This window comes from Rhizorhabdus antheiae (assembly GCF_049889055.1).
Taxonomy (GTDB): Bacteria; Pseudomonadota; Alphaproteobacteria; order Sphingomonadales; family Sphingomonadaceae; genus Rhizorhabdus.
Genome location: NZ_JBLTWO010000001.1, coordinates 657,470 through 673,477, shown reverse-complemented (window position 1 = coordinate 673,477; position 16,008 = coordinate 657,470). Strand labels below are relative to the sequence as shown.

Annotated in this window: 15 protein-coding genes and 1 tRNA gene; 10 read left to right on the top strand and 6 right to left on the bottom strand. The window is 66.1% G+C overall.

Going from position 1 to position 16,008, the window contains the following annotated elements:
* Positions 1–8: 8 nt before the first annotated feature.
* The 3 genes from ACNI3R_RS03105 to ACNI3R_RS03095 are packed head-to-tail and all read right to left on the bottom strand — an operon-like array spanning position 9 to position 1,070.
* The gene (locus tag ACNI3R_RS03105) at positions 9–401 is read right to left on the bottom strand and encodes a VOC family protein (RefSeq protein ID WP_426179801.1); all 393 of its coding nucleotides are present in this window, start codon (positions 399–401) and stop codon (positions 9–11) included.
* 52 nt (positions 402–453) lie between these two features.
* Entirely contained in the window at positions 454–840 is a 387-nt protein-coding gene (locus ACNI3R_RS03100; protein ID WP_426179799.1) for a type II toxin-antitoxin system VapC family toxin, read from the bottom strand.
* Positions 837–1,070 carry a type II toxin-antitoxin system Phd/YefM family antitoxin gene (locus ACNI3R_RS03095; protein WP_426179798.1) on the bottom strand — a complete coding sequence of 78 codons (234 nt, stop codon included), beginning with the start codon at positions 1,068–1,070 and terminating at the stop codon, positions 837–839. The genes ACNI3R_RS03100 and ACNI3R_RS03095 overlap by 4 nt, the downstream gene beginning before the upstream one ends.
* A gap of 120 nt (positions 1,071–1,190) precedes the next feature.
* Here ACNI3R_RS03095 and hisN point away from each other — a divergent pair, with 120 nt between their 5' ends.
* Complete coding sequence (gene hisN, locus ACNI3R_RS03090) at positions 1,191–1,955, top strand: histidinol-phosphatase (protein ID WP_426179796.1); 765 nt, start codon at positions 1,191–1,193, stop codon at positions 1,953–1,955.
* 16 nt (positions 1,956–1,971) lie between these two features.
* Here hisN and ACNI3R_RS03085 read toward each other — a convergent pair whose 3' ends face one another.
* A complete protein-coding gene (locus ACNI3R_RS03085; protein ID WP_426179795.1) occupies positions 1,972–4,113 on the bottom strand; it encodes an AsmA family protein in 2,142 nt (713 codons plus the stop codon).
* Positions 4,114–4,300: 187 nt separating this feature from the next.
* On the opposite strand from ACNI3R_RS03085, the gene rpmI reads away from it, so the two are divergent.
* The 6 genes from rpmI to ACNI3R_RS03055 all read left to right on the top strand — a co-directional run bounded on the left by rpmI (position 4,301) and on the right by ACNI3R_RS03055 (position 12,149).
* Complete coding sequence (gene rpmI, locus ACNI3R_RS03080; protein WP_012048647.1) at positions 4,301–4,504, top strand: 50S ribosomal protein L35; 204 nt, start codon at positions 4,301–4,303, stop codon at positions 4,502–4,504.
* 14 nt (positions 4,505–4,518) lie between these two features.
* A complete protein-coding gene (gene rplT / locus ACNI3R_RS03075) occupies positions 4,519–4,896 on the top strand; it encodes a 50S ribosomal protein L20 (protein WP_296621915.1) in 378 nt (125 codons plus the stop codon).
* Between the two features lie 197 nt (positions 4,897–5,093).
* Entirely contained in the window at positions 5,094–5,408 is a 315-nt protein-coding gene (locus ACNI3R_RS03070; RefSeq protein WP_426179793.1) for a GIY-YIG nuclease family protein, read from the top strand.
* A gap of 45 nt (positions 5,409–5,453) precedes the next feature.
* Complete coding sequence (pheS, locus tag ACNI3R_RS03065; RefSeq protein ID WP_426179791.1) at positions 5,454–6,533, top strand: phenylalanine--tRNA ligase subunit alpha; 1,080 nt, start codon at positions 5,454–5,456, stop codon at positions 6,531–6,533.
* Entirely contained in the window at positions 6,530–8,905 is a 2,376-nt protein-coding gene (pheT, locus tag ACNI3R_RS03060) for a phenylalanine--tRNA ligase subunit beta (protein ID WP_426179789.1), read from the top strand. Before pheS ends, pheT begins: the two co-directional genes overlap by 4 nt.
* Before the next feature lie 127 nt (positions 8,906–9,032).
* The gene (locus ACNI3R_RS03055; RefSeq protein WP_426179787.1) at positions 9,033–12,149 is read left to right on the top strand and encodes an autotransporter outer membrane beta-barrel domain-containing protein; all 3,117 of its coding nucleotides are present in this window, start codon (positions 9,033–9,035) and stop codon (positions 12,147–12,149) included.
* A 6-nt stretch (positions 12,150–12,155) separates the two neighbouring features.
* Here the strand turns inward: ACNI3R_RS03055 and ACNI3R_RS03050 are convergent, their stop codons facing one another.
* Positions 12,156–12,791: a DNA-3-methyladenine glycosylase family protein gene (locus tag ACNI3R_RS03050; protein ID WP_426179786.1), complete on the bottom strand. Its 636-nt coding sequence runs from the start codon at positions 12,789–12,791 to the stop codon at positions 12,156–12,158.
* A gap of 81 nt (positions 12,792–12,872) precedes the next feature.
* Here ACNI3R_RS03050 and ACNI3R_RS03045 point away from each other — a divergent pair, with 81 nt between their 5' ends.
* Positions 12,873–13,190, top strand: coding sequence for a 2Fe-2S iron-sulfur cluster-binding protein (locus tag ACNI3R_RS03045; protein ID WP_426179784.1), 318 nt, complete (start codon positions 12,873–12,875; stop codon positions 13,188–13,190).
* An 80-nt stretch (positions 13,191–13,270) separates the two neighbouring features.
* On the opposite strand, the gene rlmB is transcribed toward ACNI3R_RS03045, so the two are convergent.
* Positions 13,271–14,014 carry a 23S rRNA (guanosine(2251)-2'-O)-methyltransferase RlmB gene (gene rlmB / locus ACNI3R_RS03040; RefSeq protein ID WP_426179782.1) on the bottom strand — a complete coding sequence of 248 codons (744 nt, stop codon included), beginning with the start codon at positions 14,012–14,014 and terminating at the stop codon, positions 13,271–13,273.
* A 123-nt stretch (positions 14,015–14,137) separates the two neighbouring features.
* On the opposite strand from rlmB, the gene ACNI3R_RS03035 reads away from it, so the two are divergent.
* Both ACNI3R_RS03035 and ACNI3R_RS03030 read left to right on the top strand, forming a co-directional pair.
* Positions 14,138–14,223 (top strand) — tRNA-Tyr (locus ACNI3R_RS03035).
* 115 nt (positions 14,224–14,338) lie between these two features.
* On the top strand, positions 14,339–16,003 hold the full coding sequence (locus ACNI3R_RS03030; RefSeq protein ID WP_426179781.1) for a glycosyltransferase family 4 protein: 1,665 nt from the start codon (positions 14,339–14,341) through the stop codon (positions 16,001–16,003).
* The last annotated feature ends 5 nt before the right edge of the window (positions 16,004–16,008 follow it).

Genomic DNA, 16,008 nt, shown 5'->3' with positions numbered 1-16,008 from the left:
CTCGACGCCTAGCTATAGGGGCCCTCGACCAGCCGCTGCGATATCCACCAGATATTGCCGTGCCGATCCCGTACGCCGCCCTGCCGGTCGCCATAAGGCATGTCGGCGACCGCCATCTCCACCGTGCCCCCGGCCGCGACAGCGCGGGCTACGCTGGCGTCGGCATCGTCGACATAGAGATAATAGGACGCCGGCATGGCGGGCCATTCCGCACTGGCCTCGCTGAGCATGATGCAGGCCGTGCCGATCCGCACCTGCGCATTGGCGATGCACCCGTCGGGCCGGCGGACGACCTGCACGACCTCCCCGCAGAGCCCCTCGGTCAGGAAGTCGAGAAGAGCAGTGGCATCGTCGGCGAACATATAAGGCGTGACGGTGGCGAAGCCGGGTGGGGTGGTCATGAATCGTCTCCTTTTCGCCTGGAATCTGCAGTGCCATGAGCGCTGGCCCGCGTCACCAGAGCCGCTTGACGGAAAAGCCATCGAACAGGGCCTCGTTCGATATCAGAAACATGTCGTCCGACAGCGCCTGGGCGATCAGGAGGCGATCAAACGGGTCCTTATGAGCGATGTTCATTTCGCCTGCCAAGCGGGCGTGGCGTACGCTGATCGGGAGTTCGGCAAAGCCCTGTTCGGCGATGATCGCTTCGAATTCCTGTGCGAGCAGTACGGCGTCGGGCAGCTTGCCGATCCGAAATTTGGTCGCGATCTCCATGGCCGAAGCCGCGCTGACAGCCACGCCATTGTTCTCGTCCGCAATCGCCTCACGGGCATGGCGGCTCAGAGCCTCGTCACCGGCGAGCCACCAGATCAGCGCATGGGTGTCGAGCAGTAGCTTCAAGCGGGATTCCAGCCGCTCAGTTCCTCCTCGGGCAACGGCTCGTCGAAGCGGGAATCGATGGCGATCTTCCCCTTGAGCGCCCCGAAGCAACGACGCCCACGCGGGTTTACCGGCACGAGGCGGACGACCGGCACATTGCCGCGCGCGATCACCACGTCGTTGCCCGCGAGGGCATCGGCGATGAGCCGCGACAGGTTGGTCTTTGCGTCGTGAACCGAAAATTGGGCCATATGTGCCTCCTGGCTAAGTATATAGCTAATTCCTATCCCTCGGCAAGCGCCGCTCATCGTGCAGCGGATTGTCGCCGCAAAGCGCTTCCGTCCTGCCCGCTCCGGGTTTAGGTCGCTGTCATGACCGAAGACGATATCCGCCTCGCGGAGCGGCTGGCCGAGGCAGCCGGCGCCGCCATTCGCCCCTTCTTCCGTGCGCGGTTCAACCGCGAGACCAAGGCCGATGCCTCGCCGGTAACCGAGGCCGATCGCGCGTCGGAGGCGGCGATGCGAGCGATCCTGGCGGTCGAGCGGCCGCGGGATGGGATCATCGGCGAGGAATATGGGCGCGAGCGCGAGGATGCCGAGCGGGTCTGGGTGCTCGATCCGATCGACGGCACCCGCGCCTTCGTAGCCGGGCGGCCGCTGTTCGGGACGCTGATCGCGCTGGTCGAGGCGAACCGGCCGGTTCTGGGTGTGATCGACCAGCCGATCATTGGCGACCGCTGGGTGGGCGCGGCCGGCCGGCCGACGCTGTTCAACGGGGCGATCGCAGCCACCCGCAACTGCGCGCGGCTGGATGCAGCGCATATCGGGACCACCTCTCCGGCGGCCTTCCCTGCAGGCGACCTCGATCGATTCCTGCGCGCGAGCGGTGCGGCGGGGGACACGCTCTGGGGTGGCGACTGCCACAATTACGGGCTGGTCGCGTCGGGGCATCTCGATGCGGTGATCGAGTCCGGACTCAAGCTTTACGATTTCGCCGCGCTGATCCCGGTCGTCGAAGGCGCGGGCGGACGGATGACCGACTGGCAGGGGCGCCCGCTCGACGCCGACAGCCCCGGCGAGGTGATCGCGGCTGGCGACGAACGTCTGATCGAGGCGATCGCCGCCCACCTCAACTGAGGCGCGGCGCGCGGCTTCAGTCGATCAGCGATTTGGCACGAGGCTTGGGCTGCTTGCGGTCGCCGGCCTGTTTCGCATTGTCGCGCTCGCTGCCGATGTCCTTGCGCGGCTTGCCTTTGGCGGTGCGCATCGCGCTTGCCCGCGCACCGTCGAGAATCGGACCGCAGGCAGCGGACTTGGCGTCGCCCGGATCGACGAAGGCCAGCAGCGCTGCAAAGGGCGTGGCGACCGCACCCAGCGCGATCGCGGTGCCGCCGCGCGCGAGCAGCTCGGGGCTGATCACGTCGATGCCGGGCTGCGCGAAATAGCCCTTGATGCCGACCGGTGACTGTCCGGAGAACAGGCTGAACTTCTTGCTGTCCGCGCGAAAGTTCATGTCGAGCGACTCGTCCTTGAAGCTGAAGCCACCCTTCGCCACCATGACATTCTTGCTCGTGTCGATCAGCACCGGGTCGGCTGCGGCGACGCCGTCGCGCACCGTGAAGGCGATCAGCCCGCAATTGATCTCGACCGGCTTCTTCAATTTGTCCTCGAACATCTTCTGGACGAACGTCCCGATGTCGAACTCGGACAGCTGGACATATTGGGTCCAGAAAGTGCCGCGCGGCAGGGTGAAGGCCATCCGCCCATTGGCGGAGCCGAGCGAGTCGCGCAGTGTGTTACCGGTTCCGCGCAGCTTGATGCGGGCCTTGACCGTTCCGGTCGTGCCGTTGTCCGAAACGCCGAAGCCCGCGAGCAGCTTGCCCATCGGCGTCGGTGACAGGCGGATGTCATAGTCGGTCACCACGGCGGGATTGCGGGCGTCGATGACGATGTCGGACGCAAGATGACCCCCAGCGATATCGAAGCTGAACGGCGACAGCTTGAGCAGGCTGTTGTCGAGGTCGAAGATCAGGCTGACATTGCTGATCGGGAATTGCGGGTTCCGAAAATCCTTCACCTTGTAGAGAATGTGCGCGTCGAAACTGCGGATGGTCTCGATCCGCAGTGGCGCGTCGGGAAGGATGCGCGGGGTGGAGCCGGCCTGCTTGACCGCAGCTTGCACGCCCTTGGTCGCGAGCGCCTGCGGTTCATAGCCGATGAACGGACCGACATCGATGATGTCCACAAGGTTGGATTCGAGCGCCGCGTCGAGGAACACGCGGTCCTTCGGTACGCTGATCGTCATCCGCCCGTGCAGGTCGCTGGCGCCGTAGCGGCCGTTCAACCGCGTGAAGCGCCATTCGCCGCCGACCTTGGTGAGCTTCGACGTGAAGGCATAGGCGCGGGTGTCGGGTGCCGCCACGCCGAGCAGATCGAACAGCAGTCGGATATTGGGGCCGCGCACCTTGAGGTTGAGATCCGATCCCTCGATCTGCGTGGCCGCTGGCAGCCGGCCGGCGACATCCATGTGCGTCTGGCCCTGGCGCGCGCGCATCTCGAAACGGGTCGGTCCGAAGCGGACGGTGGCATTGGGCGACAGGATCGAGCCGTCGACCGTGAACGGCCGGTTGCGCAGCGTGCCGGTACCCGTGAACGGCACGCGTCCATCGATTCGCTCGCTGCCCGCCGCGATGTCGCCGACCTTGATGTCGGTACGCAGATAAAGCTGCGGATCGACGAAGCGGACTTCGGTGTTGGTCACCGTGGCACGTCCGATCACCGGCCAGACGAAAGGTTCGCCCTTTTTGTTCGGGTCTCCGAAGGTCCATGTATTGCGTCGCTGACGGTCCCACTCGGCATCGACCTTGCCACCATCGAGAACCAGCCATTCTGCGCGGCGCTTGCCGAAGAGCAGCGATATGGTCTCGATCCGCGCGGAAATGTGCCGCGCCTCGAAGAAATTGGGCCGCGCTGCCCAGGCTGGATTGGACAGGGTAAGCCCTTCGGCGAGGAAGCGCGTGTCGATGATGTCGAAGTAGAGCTGGAAGTCGCCTGCGACCTTCACCGTCCGACCGCTGGCGCTGCTCGCGAGCGATTCGAACGGGCGCTTCAGGAAGCGGCCCTTGGTGATGTAGAGGACCAGCCAGGCCAGCACGACAAGGGCGAGGATCGCGCCGGCCACGCGGGCGGCGTTGCGCGCGATGCGGAGTCGGCGTCGACGCCTTTCGTCGATGCTAGGCTTGCTGCCGTCCGCCTTGTGCGCGCTGTGCTGCTCGGGGCTGGGTTCGGCGGTCATAACCAGCTAGAACCGACGATCGCAAGCGGCGGTTCCACGTCCGGCACGATCGCCCGGCTGGCCCGGTCAACCGGCTTGCAATTCCCGTCTTCGCTGCTTATAGGCCCGCGCTTCCGCGATTTGATGGACGGCCCGGCTGTATGGGCTGCCGTGGCTGTCCCCAAACGTCGCACATCAGGAGACGAAAATGCCCAAGCTCAAGACCAAGAGCGGCGTCAAAAAACGCTTCAAGCTCACGGCCACCGGCAAGGTGAAGCACGGCGTCGCCGGCAAGCGCCACCGGCTGATCAGCCACAATTCCAAATATATCCGCACCAATCGCGGCACCACCGTTCTCGCCGAGGCCGATACCGCCCGCGTGAAGCTGTGGGCCCCGTACGGCCTGAACTGAGGGAGGACCGCTAAGTGGCACGCGTCAAGCGCGGTACGACCACCCACGCCAAGCACAAGCGCATTCTTGGCGCGGCGAAGGGTTATTATGGCCGCCGCAAGAACACCATCCGCATCGCTCGCCAGGCCGTCGAAAAGGCCGGGCAGTATGCCTATCGCGACCGCAAGGTTAAGAAGCGCTCGTTCCGAGCGCTCTGGATCCAGCGTATCAACGCTGCGGTCCGCGCCGAGGGCCTGACCTACGGCGTCTTCATGCATGGGCTGAAGCTGGCCGGCGTCGAACTGGACCGGAAGGTCCTGGCCGACCTGGCGATGCACGAGGGCGACGCTTTCAAGGGCATCATCGCCCAGGCGAAGGCCGCTCTCCCCGAGGACGCCCGCGTCGCGGCGTAAGTCTTCGGACATGAACCAGAAGGGGCGCGGTGGCCAAGGTCACCGCGCCCTTTTTGTTTTGGGTCGCGCGCGTCGTCTTTTGTCCACACCCGTCATTCCCGCGAAGGCGGGAATCCAAATGCTCTGGCGCCCGAACCTCTTGTGGTTCGGGGGTATATGGATCCCCGTCTTCGCGGGGATGACGGGGGAGGGGGCGGATGAGCACACAGCCTGCGGTCTGCATCCTCGCGAGTGCAAGACATGGCACGCTGTACATCGGCGTGACCTCCGATCTGCTCGAGCGGGTGCATCAGCATCGGGAAAGCTTGATCAAGGGCTTCTCCAGCCGCTACGGGGTCACGCGCCTTGTCCATTATGAGGGCTTCGAAGACATGATCTCGGCGATCACGCGGGAGAAGCAAATCAAGACGTGGCGGCGGGACTGGGGGCTCGATCTGATTGAGGCGTCCAATTCCGGTTGGGATGATCTGGCGGTAGGCCTCGGCCTCGGTTCTGCCATCCCGCAGCGTTAGCGAACATGGATTCCCGTCTTCGCGGGAATGACGAAGGTGAAACAGGTGGCAGAAAATCAGGACGCGCTCTCGGAGATCGCATCGGCGGCGACGCTGGCCGATCTGGAGGCGATTCGCGTGCGCATGCTGGGCAAGTCGGGTGCGATCACCGCGCTGCTCAAGACGCTCGGCGGGATGACCCCGGAACAGCGGCAGGCCGAAGGGCCGCGCATCCACGCGCTGCGCGAGGCCGTCACGACCGCGATCGCCGACCGCAAGGCCGCGCTGGAAAGCGCCGCGCTCGAAGCGCGCCTCGCCACCGAGAAGCTCGACATGAGCCTGCCGGTCACGGCGGGATCGCAGGGCTCGGTCCATCCGGTCGCGCAGGTGATGGACGAACTTGCGGAAATCTTCGCCGATCTGGGCTTTGCGGTCGCGACCGGTCCCGAGATCGAGGATGACTGGCACAATTTCACCGCGCTCAACATTCCCGAGACGCATCCGGCGCGAGCCATGCACGACACCTTCTATTTCCCGGACGGCGAGGACGGGCGGAAGATGCTGCTGCGCACGCACACCTCGCCGGTCCAGATCCGCACGATGATGGAGCAGAAGCCGCCCATCCGCATCATCGCGCCCGGCCGCACCTATCGTTCCGATTCCGATGCCACCCACACGCCGATGTTCCACCAGGTCGAGGGCCTGGTGATCGATCGCGGCATCCATATGGGCCATCTGAAGTGGACGCTGGAGACCTTCGTGAAGGCCTTCTTCGAGCGCGACGACATCGTCCTGCGGCTGCGGCCAAGCTTCTTCCCCTTCACCGAACCCTCGGCCGAAGTCGACGTCGGCTTCACCTGGGAGAAGGGTCGCCGCGTGATCGGCGGCGATCCGGCGGCCGGCAATGGCGGCTGGATGGAGATTCTCGGCTCCGGCATGGTCCACCCGCGCGTGATCGCGGCGTGCGGGCTCGATCCGGAGGAGTGGCAGGGCTTCGCCTTCGGCTGCGGCATCGACCGTCTGGCGATGCTCAAATATGGGATGGACGACTTGCGCGCCTTCTTCGACGGCGACCTTCGCTGGCTCAAACATTATGGCTTCGCCGCCCTCGACGTACCCACGCTGTCGGGAGGAGTCGGCGCATGAAGTTCACCCTGAGCTGGCTCAAGGAGCATCTGGAGACCGAAGCGAGCCTGTCGGCGATTGTCGACGGGCTGACCAAGGTCGGCCTCGAGGTCGAGGGCGTCGAAGACCCGACCGAGAAGCTCGGCGCCTTCCGCATCGCGCGCGTGCTGAGTGCCGCGCCGCATCCGCAGGCGGACAAGCTGCAGGTCCTGTCGGTCGACGTGGGGCAGGACGCGCCGCTGCAGGTCGTCTGCGGCGCGCCCAATGCGCGGGCCGGCCTCGTCGGCGTGCTCGGCCAGCCGGGCGATTATGTGCCCGGTCTCGACGTCACGCTGAAGATCGCTGCGATCCGCGGCGTCGAATCGCGCGGCATGATGTGCTCGATGCGCGAGCTGGAACTCGGCGAATCGCATGACGGCATCATCGAACTGCCCGCAGATGCACCGGTCGGCGCGGTCTATGTCGATTGGGCCGGTCTTGCCGACCCGGTGATCGACATCGCGATCACGCCCAACCGCCAGGATTGCATGGGCGTGCGCGGCGTCGCCCGTGATCTCGCGGCTGCGGGCCTCGGTACGCTCAAGCCGCTCAATATCCCGAGCATCGCCGGGCAGGGCGAATGCCCGATCGAGATCCGTACCGACGATCCCGAGGGCTGCCCGGCCTTCTTCGGTCGCGTGGTGCGCGGCGTGGTCAACGGCGACAGCCCCGAATGGATGGCCAAGCGGTTGAAGGCGGTCGGCCAGCGGCCGATCTCCGCGCTCGTCGACATCACCAACTATGTGATGCTCGATCACGGTCGCCCGCTGCACGTCTATGACCTGGCGAAGCTGCACGGGCCGTTGGTGGCGCGCAAGGCGAAGCCGGGCGAGCAGGTGCTGGCGCTCAACGAGAAGAGCTACACGCTCGACGAGACGATGACCGTCATCGCCGACGCCAATGGCGCGGACGATATCGCCGGCATCATGGGCGGCGAGAAGACCGGCGTCACCGGGGCCACGACAGACGTGCTGATCGAGTGCGCCTATTTCACGCCGGAAGCGGTCGCCCGCACCGGTCAGAAGCTGGGGATCACCTCGGACGCGCGGACCCGCTTCGAACGCGGCGTCGACCCCCAGTTCCTCGCCAATGGCCTCGCCATTGCGACCAGGCTGGTGGTCGAGCTGTGCGGCGGCACGCCGACGCAGGTCGTCGAAGCGGGCACGCCGCCCTCGGGCACCAAGGCGCTGCGCTACGACCCGACTCTGACCGAGAAGCTCGCAGGGCTTCATGTCGAGGTCGATCGCCAGCGCGCGATCCTGACCTCGCTAGGCTTCGGCATCGACGCCGTCTGGAACGTGTCGGTGCCAAGCTGGCGCCGCGACGTCGACGGGCCGGCCGACCTGGTCGAGGAAGTCGTTCGCATCGTCGGCATCGACAATATCCCGTCGACCCCTCTGCCCCGCGCCGAGGGCGTGGCGCGGCCGACCGCGACGCTGCTGCAGAAGGTCGAGCGTCGCGCCCGCCGGACGGCGGCGGCGCGAGGCCTGAACGAGGCGGTCACCTGGAGCTTCATCAGCGAGGCCGAGGCTGCCCCCTTTGGCGGCGGTGCGTGGACGCTGGCGAATCCGATCAGCGAGGACCTTAAGGTCATGCGGCCGTCGCTGTTGCCGGGGCTCATCGCCGCCGCGCGCCGCAACGCCGATCGCGGTGCGGGAAGCATCCGCCTGTTCGAGATTGGCCGCCGCTATCTGGCGACCGGCGAGGGGCTGACTCTCGGCTTCCTGCTCGCCGGCGACCGCACGGCACGCGACTGGCGGACGGGAAAGGCCCAGCCGTTCGATGCCTTCGACGCCAAGGCGGAGGCGGTCGCGCTGCTCGGTGCGATCGGTGCGCCCGTCGACCGGGTCCAGTTGTACGAGGCGCAGGCGAGCGGCATCTATCATCCGGGCCGCTCGGGCTCGCTGCGGCTCGGCCCCAAGACCCTGCTGGCCGAGTTCGGCGAACTTCATCCGGCGATCGCCAAGGCGTTCGATATCGATGGTGTCGTCGTGGCGGGGGAGATCTTCCTCGACGCGGTGCCCGCCAAGCGCGGCGGCAGCGATCATATGCGCGACGCCTATGCACCGCCCTCGCTCCAGCCGGTCCGCCGCGACTTCGCCTTCCTGATGGCAGCGGACAAGGCGGGCGATGATCTGCTGCGAGCGGTTCGGGGCGCCGACAAGAGCGCGATCCTCGAGGCCCGTCTGTTCGACGTCTTCCAGGGGCAGGGCGTGCCCGAGGGCGAGAAGTCGGTCGCGATCGAGGTGGTGCTTCAGCCGTCGGAGAAGAGCTTCACCGACGCCGAACTCCAGGCCATCTCCGAGCGCGTCGTGGCAGCAGCAGCGAAGGCCGGCGCGCGCCTGCGCGCTTAGGAATTTGCCGTTTCGGGCGATTGTAGCCGCTTTGTAGCGGTCGTGTGTCGCCGCCGACATCGATCGGAAATTGCATGAAACCTCCTCTGCCTAAGCGGTGGCTCCCCGCCCCCGCAGAGGATGTTTCATGCCCGACCGCTCGACCCATCGCCTCGCCGCCCTTCGCCATAGCCGGCGGTCGACAGGTATAGGTCTTGCCGCTCTCGCCGCAGGTCTTTCCACCACCTCGGCGCAGGCCGATCCGCTTAGCGTATCGACCGCGCGGACGACCGCCGTCGCTACCGCAACGGCTGCCAATGACAGCGCTGGCGATGTCAGCGTCACCAGCGCCGGCTCGATCATCGTCGAGGATGAGGGCCCCGCGCTTCTGGTCGACAGCGACAACGACGTCACCAACGAGGGCACGATCGGGTCGAGCGCGTCGACCGGAGCGACGGCGCTGCTGGTCGATGCCAGCGGCGGACGGTCGGCGACCATCACCAACGATGGAACGATCAGCGTCACCGGGTCCGAAGGCAGCGACAATTACGGCATCCGAGTCACCGGCGATCTGTTGACCGGATCGATCCTCGGATCGAGCGACAGCACGATATCGGTCGGCGGCGTCGGTGCCCATGCGGTGTCGATTGAAGCCCCCATGCTGGGCGATATCACGCTCAACAGTCTGATCGTTACCGGCAGCGATTCGGTTGGCCTTGGCATCTATGCGCCCGTGACCGGCGACGTCACGCTGACCGGCAGCAGCTACGCATCGGCGGACAATGCCACGGCGGTCCTGATCGCGGCGCCTGTCGACGGTACGGTGACCGTCGCGGGCACGGTCAGCGCCGGTCAATCGGCCACGACCGGCACGGACAGTGACGGCAATACGGTCAGCATCTACGCGGCATCGGGTACCGTCGTGCAGATCTCGGCCGATATCACGGGCGGCTTCGTCAACGACCGTTATTATGAAAGCTCGGCGGGCGTGCGCGTAGGCGACACGGCGGTGTCGAGTTCGGACACGTTGGTCGCGGGCGCGCTGGTCGGGACGAACGGAAGCACCGCGCTGCTCGTCACGCCGGTCGAAGGCAGTACCACCGACATTCTGATTTCCGCCGTCGGGGAGAGCGGCTCCGATGACGGCTATGGCATCGTCAACCGTTCTGCGATCAGCGGGGCGGGTACCGAATATGGATATTCGGTGACGAGCGTGCGCATCGCGGGCTCGGATGACGCGGCGGTCTTGGTCGAGGGCGGCCTGATCAACCAGAGCAACGCTACGATAACTGCGACGACACGCGCAGCCACCGCCGTCGCACTCGAAGTCGGCCCCGCAGCGACGGTCCCAGCGATCGTCAATCAGGGTTCGATCTCGGCCACCGATTCGACCGTCGAAACCGACGTTACATCGGTCGCGCAGGCAGTCGTTCTGCGCGCCGGTTCGACAGTCGACACGCTCGTGAACAGCGGAGCGATCGGCGCCATCGCCAGCAGCGTCGGCAGCGGTAGCGCGACGGCGATCCTGGACGAAGGCGGCACGATCGCTTCGATCGTGAACAGTGGGACGATTTCGGCGAGCGGCGTCGAGGCCGTCGCGATCGACCTGAGCGCCGGCGCGCAGGCTGTGACCGTCTCCAACAGCGGCAAGATCATCGGTGACATCCGCTTCGGATCGGGCGATTCGACCTACAGCGCCAATTCGGGGACGCTGAGCGGAGCGATCGCGTTCGGCAGCGGCGACAATCTGCTGTCGCTGTCGGGCACGACCAGCTTTGCCAGCAGCCTCACCATCGGCACCGGCGGCACGTTGTCGGTCAGCCTCACCGACAGCGCGACGCTCGACCTCGGGACGGCGGCACCACTGCTGTCGTCGCTGACAGCTTCGGGCAATTCGCAGCTCATCATCCCGATCGCCACCGGTAGCCTGGGCGTGAATCTGACCGGAACGGCAAGCTTCCTCGGGGACAGCCGGATCAGCCTCTACATTACCGATCAGCCCGGTACCGCTCCGATCCAGGTGCTCACGGCGGGAGGCGGTATCAGCACCGATCATCTGTCGACCCTGATCAGCCAGGATTCGCTGCCCTATCTCTACACGCTGGGCGACTATGGCATCAGCAACGGGACGTTGAGCGTCACGCTGCATCAGCGAACCGGCAGCGAGGCGGGCTTCACGCCTGGGGTCGCCGCGCTGTTCGACCAGTCGATGGTCGCATTCGGCAATGGCAGCACTTTCCAGACCATCGCGAACCTGCCCGACCAGGCGTCGGTGCGGGCGGCGTATCGCCAGATCATACCGGCCGGTTACGGGGCGATGCCGATCCGGCTAGCGCAGGCGCTGACGATGGGCGCCAGCGGAGCGGTGCGCGGACGGCTGGATGCACTGGCAGCGATGGAGCCATGGCGCGAATCCGATGCGATCGGCTTCACGCCCTGGATCCAGCAGAGCGCAAACCTGCTACGGCATCGTGATGCGCTGGACGATCCCGGCTTCGAGAGCGATCGCTACACCCTGTCCTTCGGTGCCGACTATGCGCTCAGCCGCTCGCTCACCATCGGTCTGGCGTCCAGTTTCGCCTGGGACGACGTGCGGATAGATGGCATGACGGCGGTGTCCAACAAGCCGTTCAGCGTCAATTCCAAACTCGTCGATCTCTATGCCGGTTGGCATGGTGGGCCCTTCTTCGCCCAGCTGTCGGCCGGCTATGGCTGGACCAGCTACGACTTCCAGCGGCAGATCACGATCGGTGATCTGTTGGCGACGCAGTCGTCGCGCTGGACCGGCAAGATCCTGTCCGGCGATGCCATAATCGGTGCACGCTTTTCCCTCGGTCGCTTCTCGATCGAACCGTCGAACAGCCTCTCCTACACCCGGCTCAGGCAGGGCGGCTATAGGATGAGCGGCGGCGGCGATCTCGATCTGGCAGTCGATGGCCGGACTGATAAGGCGCTGCTCGAAAATGTCCGCCTCGCCATTGGCTATGAGCTGCCTCTGGGCGAGGAGCAGGCGATCGGCTTCAACCTGCGCGGGGGATATTCGCTGCAACTCGATCATACGGTGTCGGCGCTGTCGGCACAGTTCCTGGCGGGTGGAAGCAGTTTCGACATGACCAGCGCCCGGCTCGGCGGAAGCTCGGTGCAGGCGGGGGCTGGCTTGAGCTTCCGGACGCCGGGATTTCTCGTGTCGCTCGCCGGCGACCGGCGCGAAGAGAGCGGCTACAGCGATACCGCTTTCACCCTCACCGCCCGGCTGGCCTTCTGATCGTGGTCAGAGCGGCTGCTTCACTGCGGCGGCTCGAGCGGAATAGCTGTGCCAGGTGAAGATGGCCGCCGCGCCACGATGTGGGCGCCAGGCCTCGGCCAGGTGTCGGGTCTCGCGCTCGGACGGGCGCTCGGGCAGGCCCAGGAGGCGACCGGTCTCGATCTGCACGGCGAGGTCGCCCGCCGGCCAGATGTCGGGGCGTCCCTCGGCGAAGAGCAGATAGATCTCGGCCGACCAGCGCCCGATGCCCTTGATCGCAGTCATCTGCGCGATCGCCTCCTCGTCGTCTGCAGGAAGCTTGGCGAAGTCGATTCTGCCGTCGGCGACATGCTCGGCGAGGCTGTGGGCATAGGCTGCTTTCTGGCGCGACAGGCCGGCGAGACGCAGCGTCTCGTCGGAGGCAGCCGCTACGCTCTCCGGGGCGAGGCCTCCGCCGACGATGGCTTCGAGCTTCGACCAGATCGCATTGGCCGCTGCCACGCTGACCTGTTGCCCGACGATCGTGCGCAGCAGCGTCTGATAGCCGCGATCGCGGATGCGGGGTTCGGGATAGCCGATAGCGGCGATCATCCGGGCGAAAGCGGGTTCCAGGGCCGCCAGCGCATCCAGACCCTGTCGCAATTGCTCCGCAGAAAGGCTCATTTCGGTTCCTGCTCTTGATTTCGCTGGGCTTGCGCGACATAGCCGCGCCAAATCCGCAGTCTTATTGTCGGGGGAGTGCTAATGCCCAAGTTGGTTGTCGTCACGCGCGAGGGTGAAGAGTCGGTGCTCGATGCTGAGGCCGGCCTGTCGGTCATGGAAGTCATCCGCGACGCGGGCATCGACGAGCTTCTGGCGCTCTGCGGCGGTTGCTGCTCCTGCGCGACCTGCCACATCTATGTCGATCCGGCATTTGTCGGTGTCCTTCCCGAAATGAGCGACGACGAGAATGATTTGCTCGACAGCAGCGACCATCGCGACGAGCGTTCGCGCCTGTCCTGCCAGATCGCTATGTCCGACGAGCTCGACGGCCTGACGGTCACGATCGCTCCCGAGGATTGATCCGTTGGGGGCCGGGCTCTGCCCGGTCCTCCCGTTTCTTGCTAGGTTCCGTACCGGGCCGCGCCGTTCGCGCGCTCGCTTCAGCCCCGCGTGGCGATGGCGTAGAGCGCGATCGCGGCGGCATTGGAGATGTTCAGGCTCTCCACGCGCGGACTGATCGGCAGCTTTGCCAGTTCGTCGCAATGCGCCTCTGTGTTCTGGCGCATCCCTTCGCCTTCCGCCCCCAGCACGACCGCAATTCGGGCATTGCCCATCACGTCGCCCAGCGTCGCCTTGGCATGGCCGGTCAGGCCTACCCGCCAGAAGCCCGCCTCGGCGATCTCCTCGAGCGACCGCGCGAGATTCACCACGCGGACCCAGGGAACCTGCTCCAGCGCACCCGACGCCGCTCGCGCCAAGGCACCGGATTCCGGCGGCGCATGGCGATCCTGGGTGACGATGCCGAGCGCGTCGAACGCAGCGGCCGAACGAAGTACCGCGCCGACATTGTGGGGGTCGGTCACCTGATCGAGGACAATCAGCGGCCGGCGGTCGTCGCGCCCCTGGTCGAGCAGGTCGCCCAGCCAGATTTCGGGCAGCGGGTCGACCTCGATCACCAGCCCCTGATGCGGCGCATCATGCGGCACCAGCCGGCCAAGGTCGGCCACGTCGGCATAGGTCACGGGCAGCACGGGCGGCAGGTCTAGCGCGGTGACGGCCTCGCGCGTGCCCCACAGCCGCTTCACGGTCCGATTGGGATTGGCGAGCGCCGCGATGACGGCATGACGGCCCCAGAAGCGGGGACGGTTCGACGGGGATTGGGATGGGCGGTGGCCTCTGCGCATGACATTGCCTTAGCGATCAGCCGGCGGTTCATGCAAGCGCGTCGAATGGCGAGATTTTTGCGCAGCGGGCGTTGACAGGGGCGCCGCGAGCCGCCATGGAGCCGCCTCGCTTCAGGCGCCTCCGGAGGGGTGGCCGAGTGGTTAAAGGCAGCAGACTGTAAATCTGCCCGTGCAAGCGTACGCTGGTTCGAATCCAGCCCCCTCCACCACCATCTCTCGATGCATATCTTCGCTTAATGGTTATGCCGACAGTTCGGCATAGAGCGACGTTGCGTCGCGCCGAGTGGATTGACCTTGCGGCGCGCGCGCGTGCAAGGAGCCGCCATGCGTATAGCCTTCACTTGCGAACCCGATGCCTATCTGACCGAGGGGCGGACCATGATGGGCCGCCGGTCCGCCGGCGCGGCCTTCCTCCGCGCCGCTGTCGAAGCGATGCCGCCCGATGAGCCCTTCATCCTGTTCGGGGGCAAGCGCAGCGGAGCGGCCGAGATCGCCAAGGCAATCGACGCGGTGACGCCTGGTCGGCAAATTCAGTGGATCGCGGGCAACCGGACCGATCAGTTGAAGCAGGTCGGCACCCTCTTCCGGCTCGACCCCGGCCTGGCTGCGGATGCGCGCCTGCGACTGCGCGAAAACCCGCTCGCCTATAGCCTGTGCGGCATCACCCACACCCTGTCCTCGCTGCGCGCGCAGGAGATCATCACCGGCTATGTCACCGAACCGATGATGGAGTGGGACGCGCTGATCTGCACGTCGACCGCCGCCCTCGATGTCGTCAGGACGTCGATCGAGGCCGCGATCGACTATCATCGCTGGCGGATGGGAGGCGAGGTTCGACCCGATCTGCCGATGTTCCCGGTCATCCCGCTCGGTGTCCATGCCGCGACATTCGCGCCGTCGGCATCGCGTCGCGCCTCGGCGCGGGCGCGACTGGGGCTCACCGAAGACGATGTGGTCGTGCTCTATGCGGGGCGCCTGTCCTTCGCGACCAAGGCCCATCCCTATCCGATGTATCGCGCGGTCGAGGCGGTCATTCGCCGCACCGGCAAGCGGCTGGTGCTCGTGCAGGCGGGGCAGTCGGCCAATGCCTCGGCCGATGACGCGGTCCGCGCCGCCGCAGGGAAATACGCTCCCGCTGCGCGGCACATCTTCGTCGACGGGGCTGATGACGACCAATATTTCGATGCCTTCCAGGCGGGTGACATCTTCATGTCGCTGGCCGACAATGTGCAGGAGACCTTCGGCATCACCCCGATCGAGGCGATGGCTGCGGCCTTGCCGGTGATCGTCAGCGACTGGAACGGCTACAAGGACACGGTGCGCCAGGGCGTCGACGGTTTCCGGATCACGAGCTGGGCGCCGAGCCCCGGTGCCGGAGCGGAACTCGCGCAGCGGTTCGAGGTCGACAAGGCTTATGAGCCGTTCTGCGCGCGCGTCGCCGCTGCCGTCTCGTTCGACCATGAGGAACTGGCGGACCGGCTCGAAACGCTGGTCAACGATCCGGACCTCCGTCGCCGCATGGGCGAAGCGGGGAGGCTCCGTGCGGAGCGGGACTATGACTGGGCGGGCATCTACAGGCGCTATGTCGAGCTGTGGGCCGAACAGACCCGACGCCGCAGCAAGGGGCTGTTGTCGGCGGCCCAGAAGATCGCGACGCGCCCTGCGATGCATCCGGGTCATCTGGACGGCTATCACGTTTTCAGGACCTATCCGACCCACCTGATGGACGGACATACGATCGTCTCGGCGGTCCCGGACCCGACGGGACGGATTCGCTCGACCGTTCTTGGCGAGGTGCTGTTCGCGCATATCGAACTGCCCGCCGAGCAGGCGCGCCGGCTGATCGCGGTCGTCGACAAGGGTCCGATTTCGCTCGGCGATCTCGGCAAGGCGATGGCGATGACCGATGCTGCCGTCGCCGTGCTAGCCGGCAAGCTCGCGAAGATGGATATCGTGCGCCTTGCCCGAAGCGGGGCGGCGGCAAGCTAGAGACG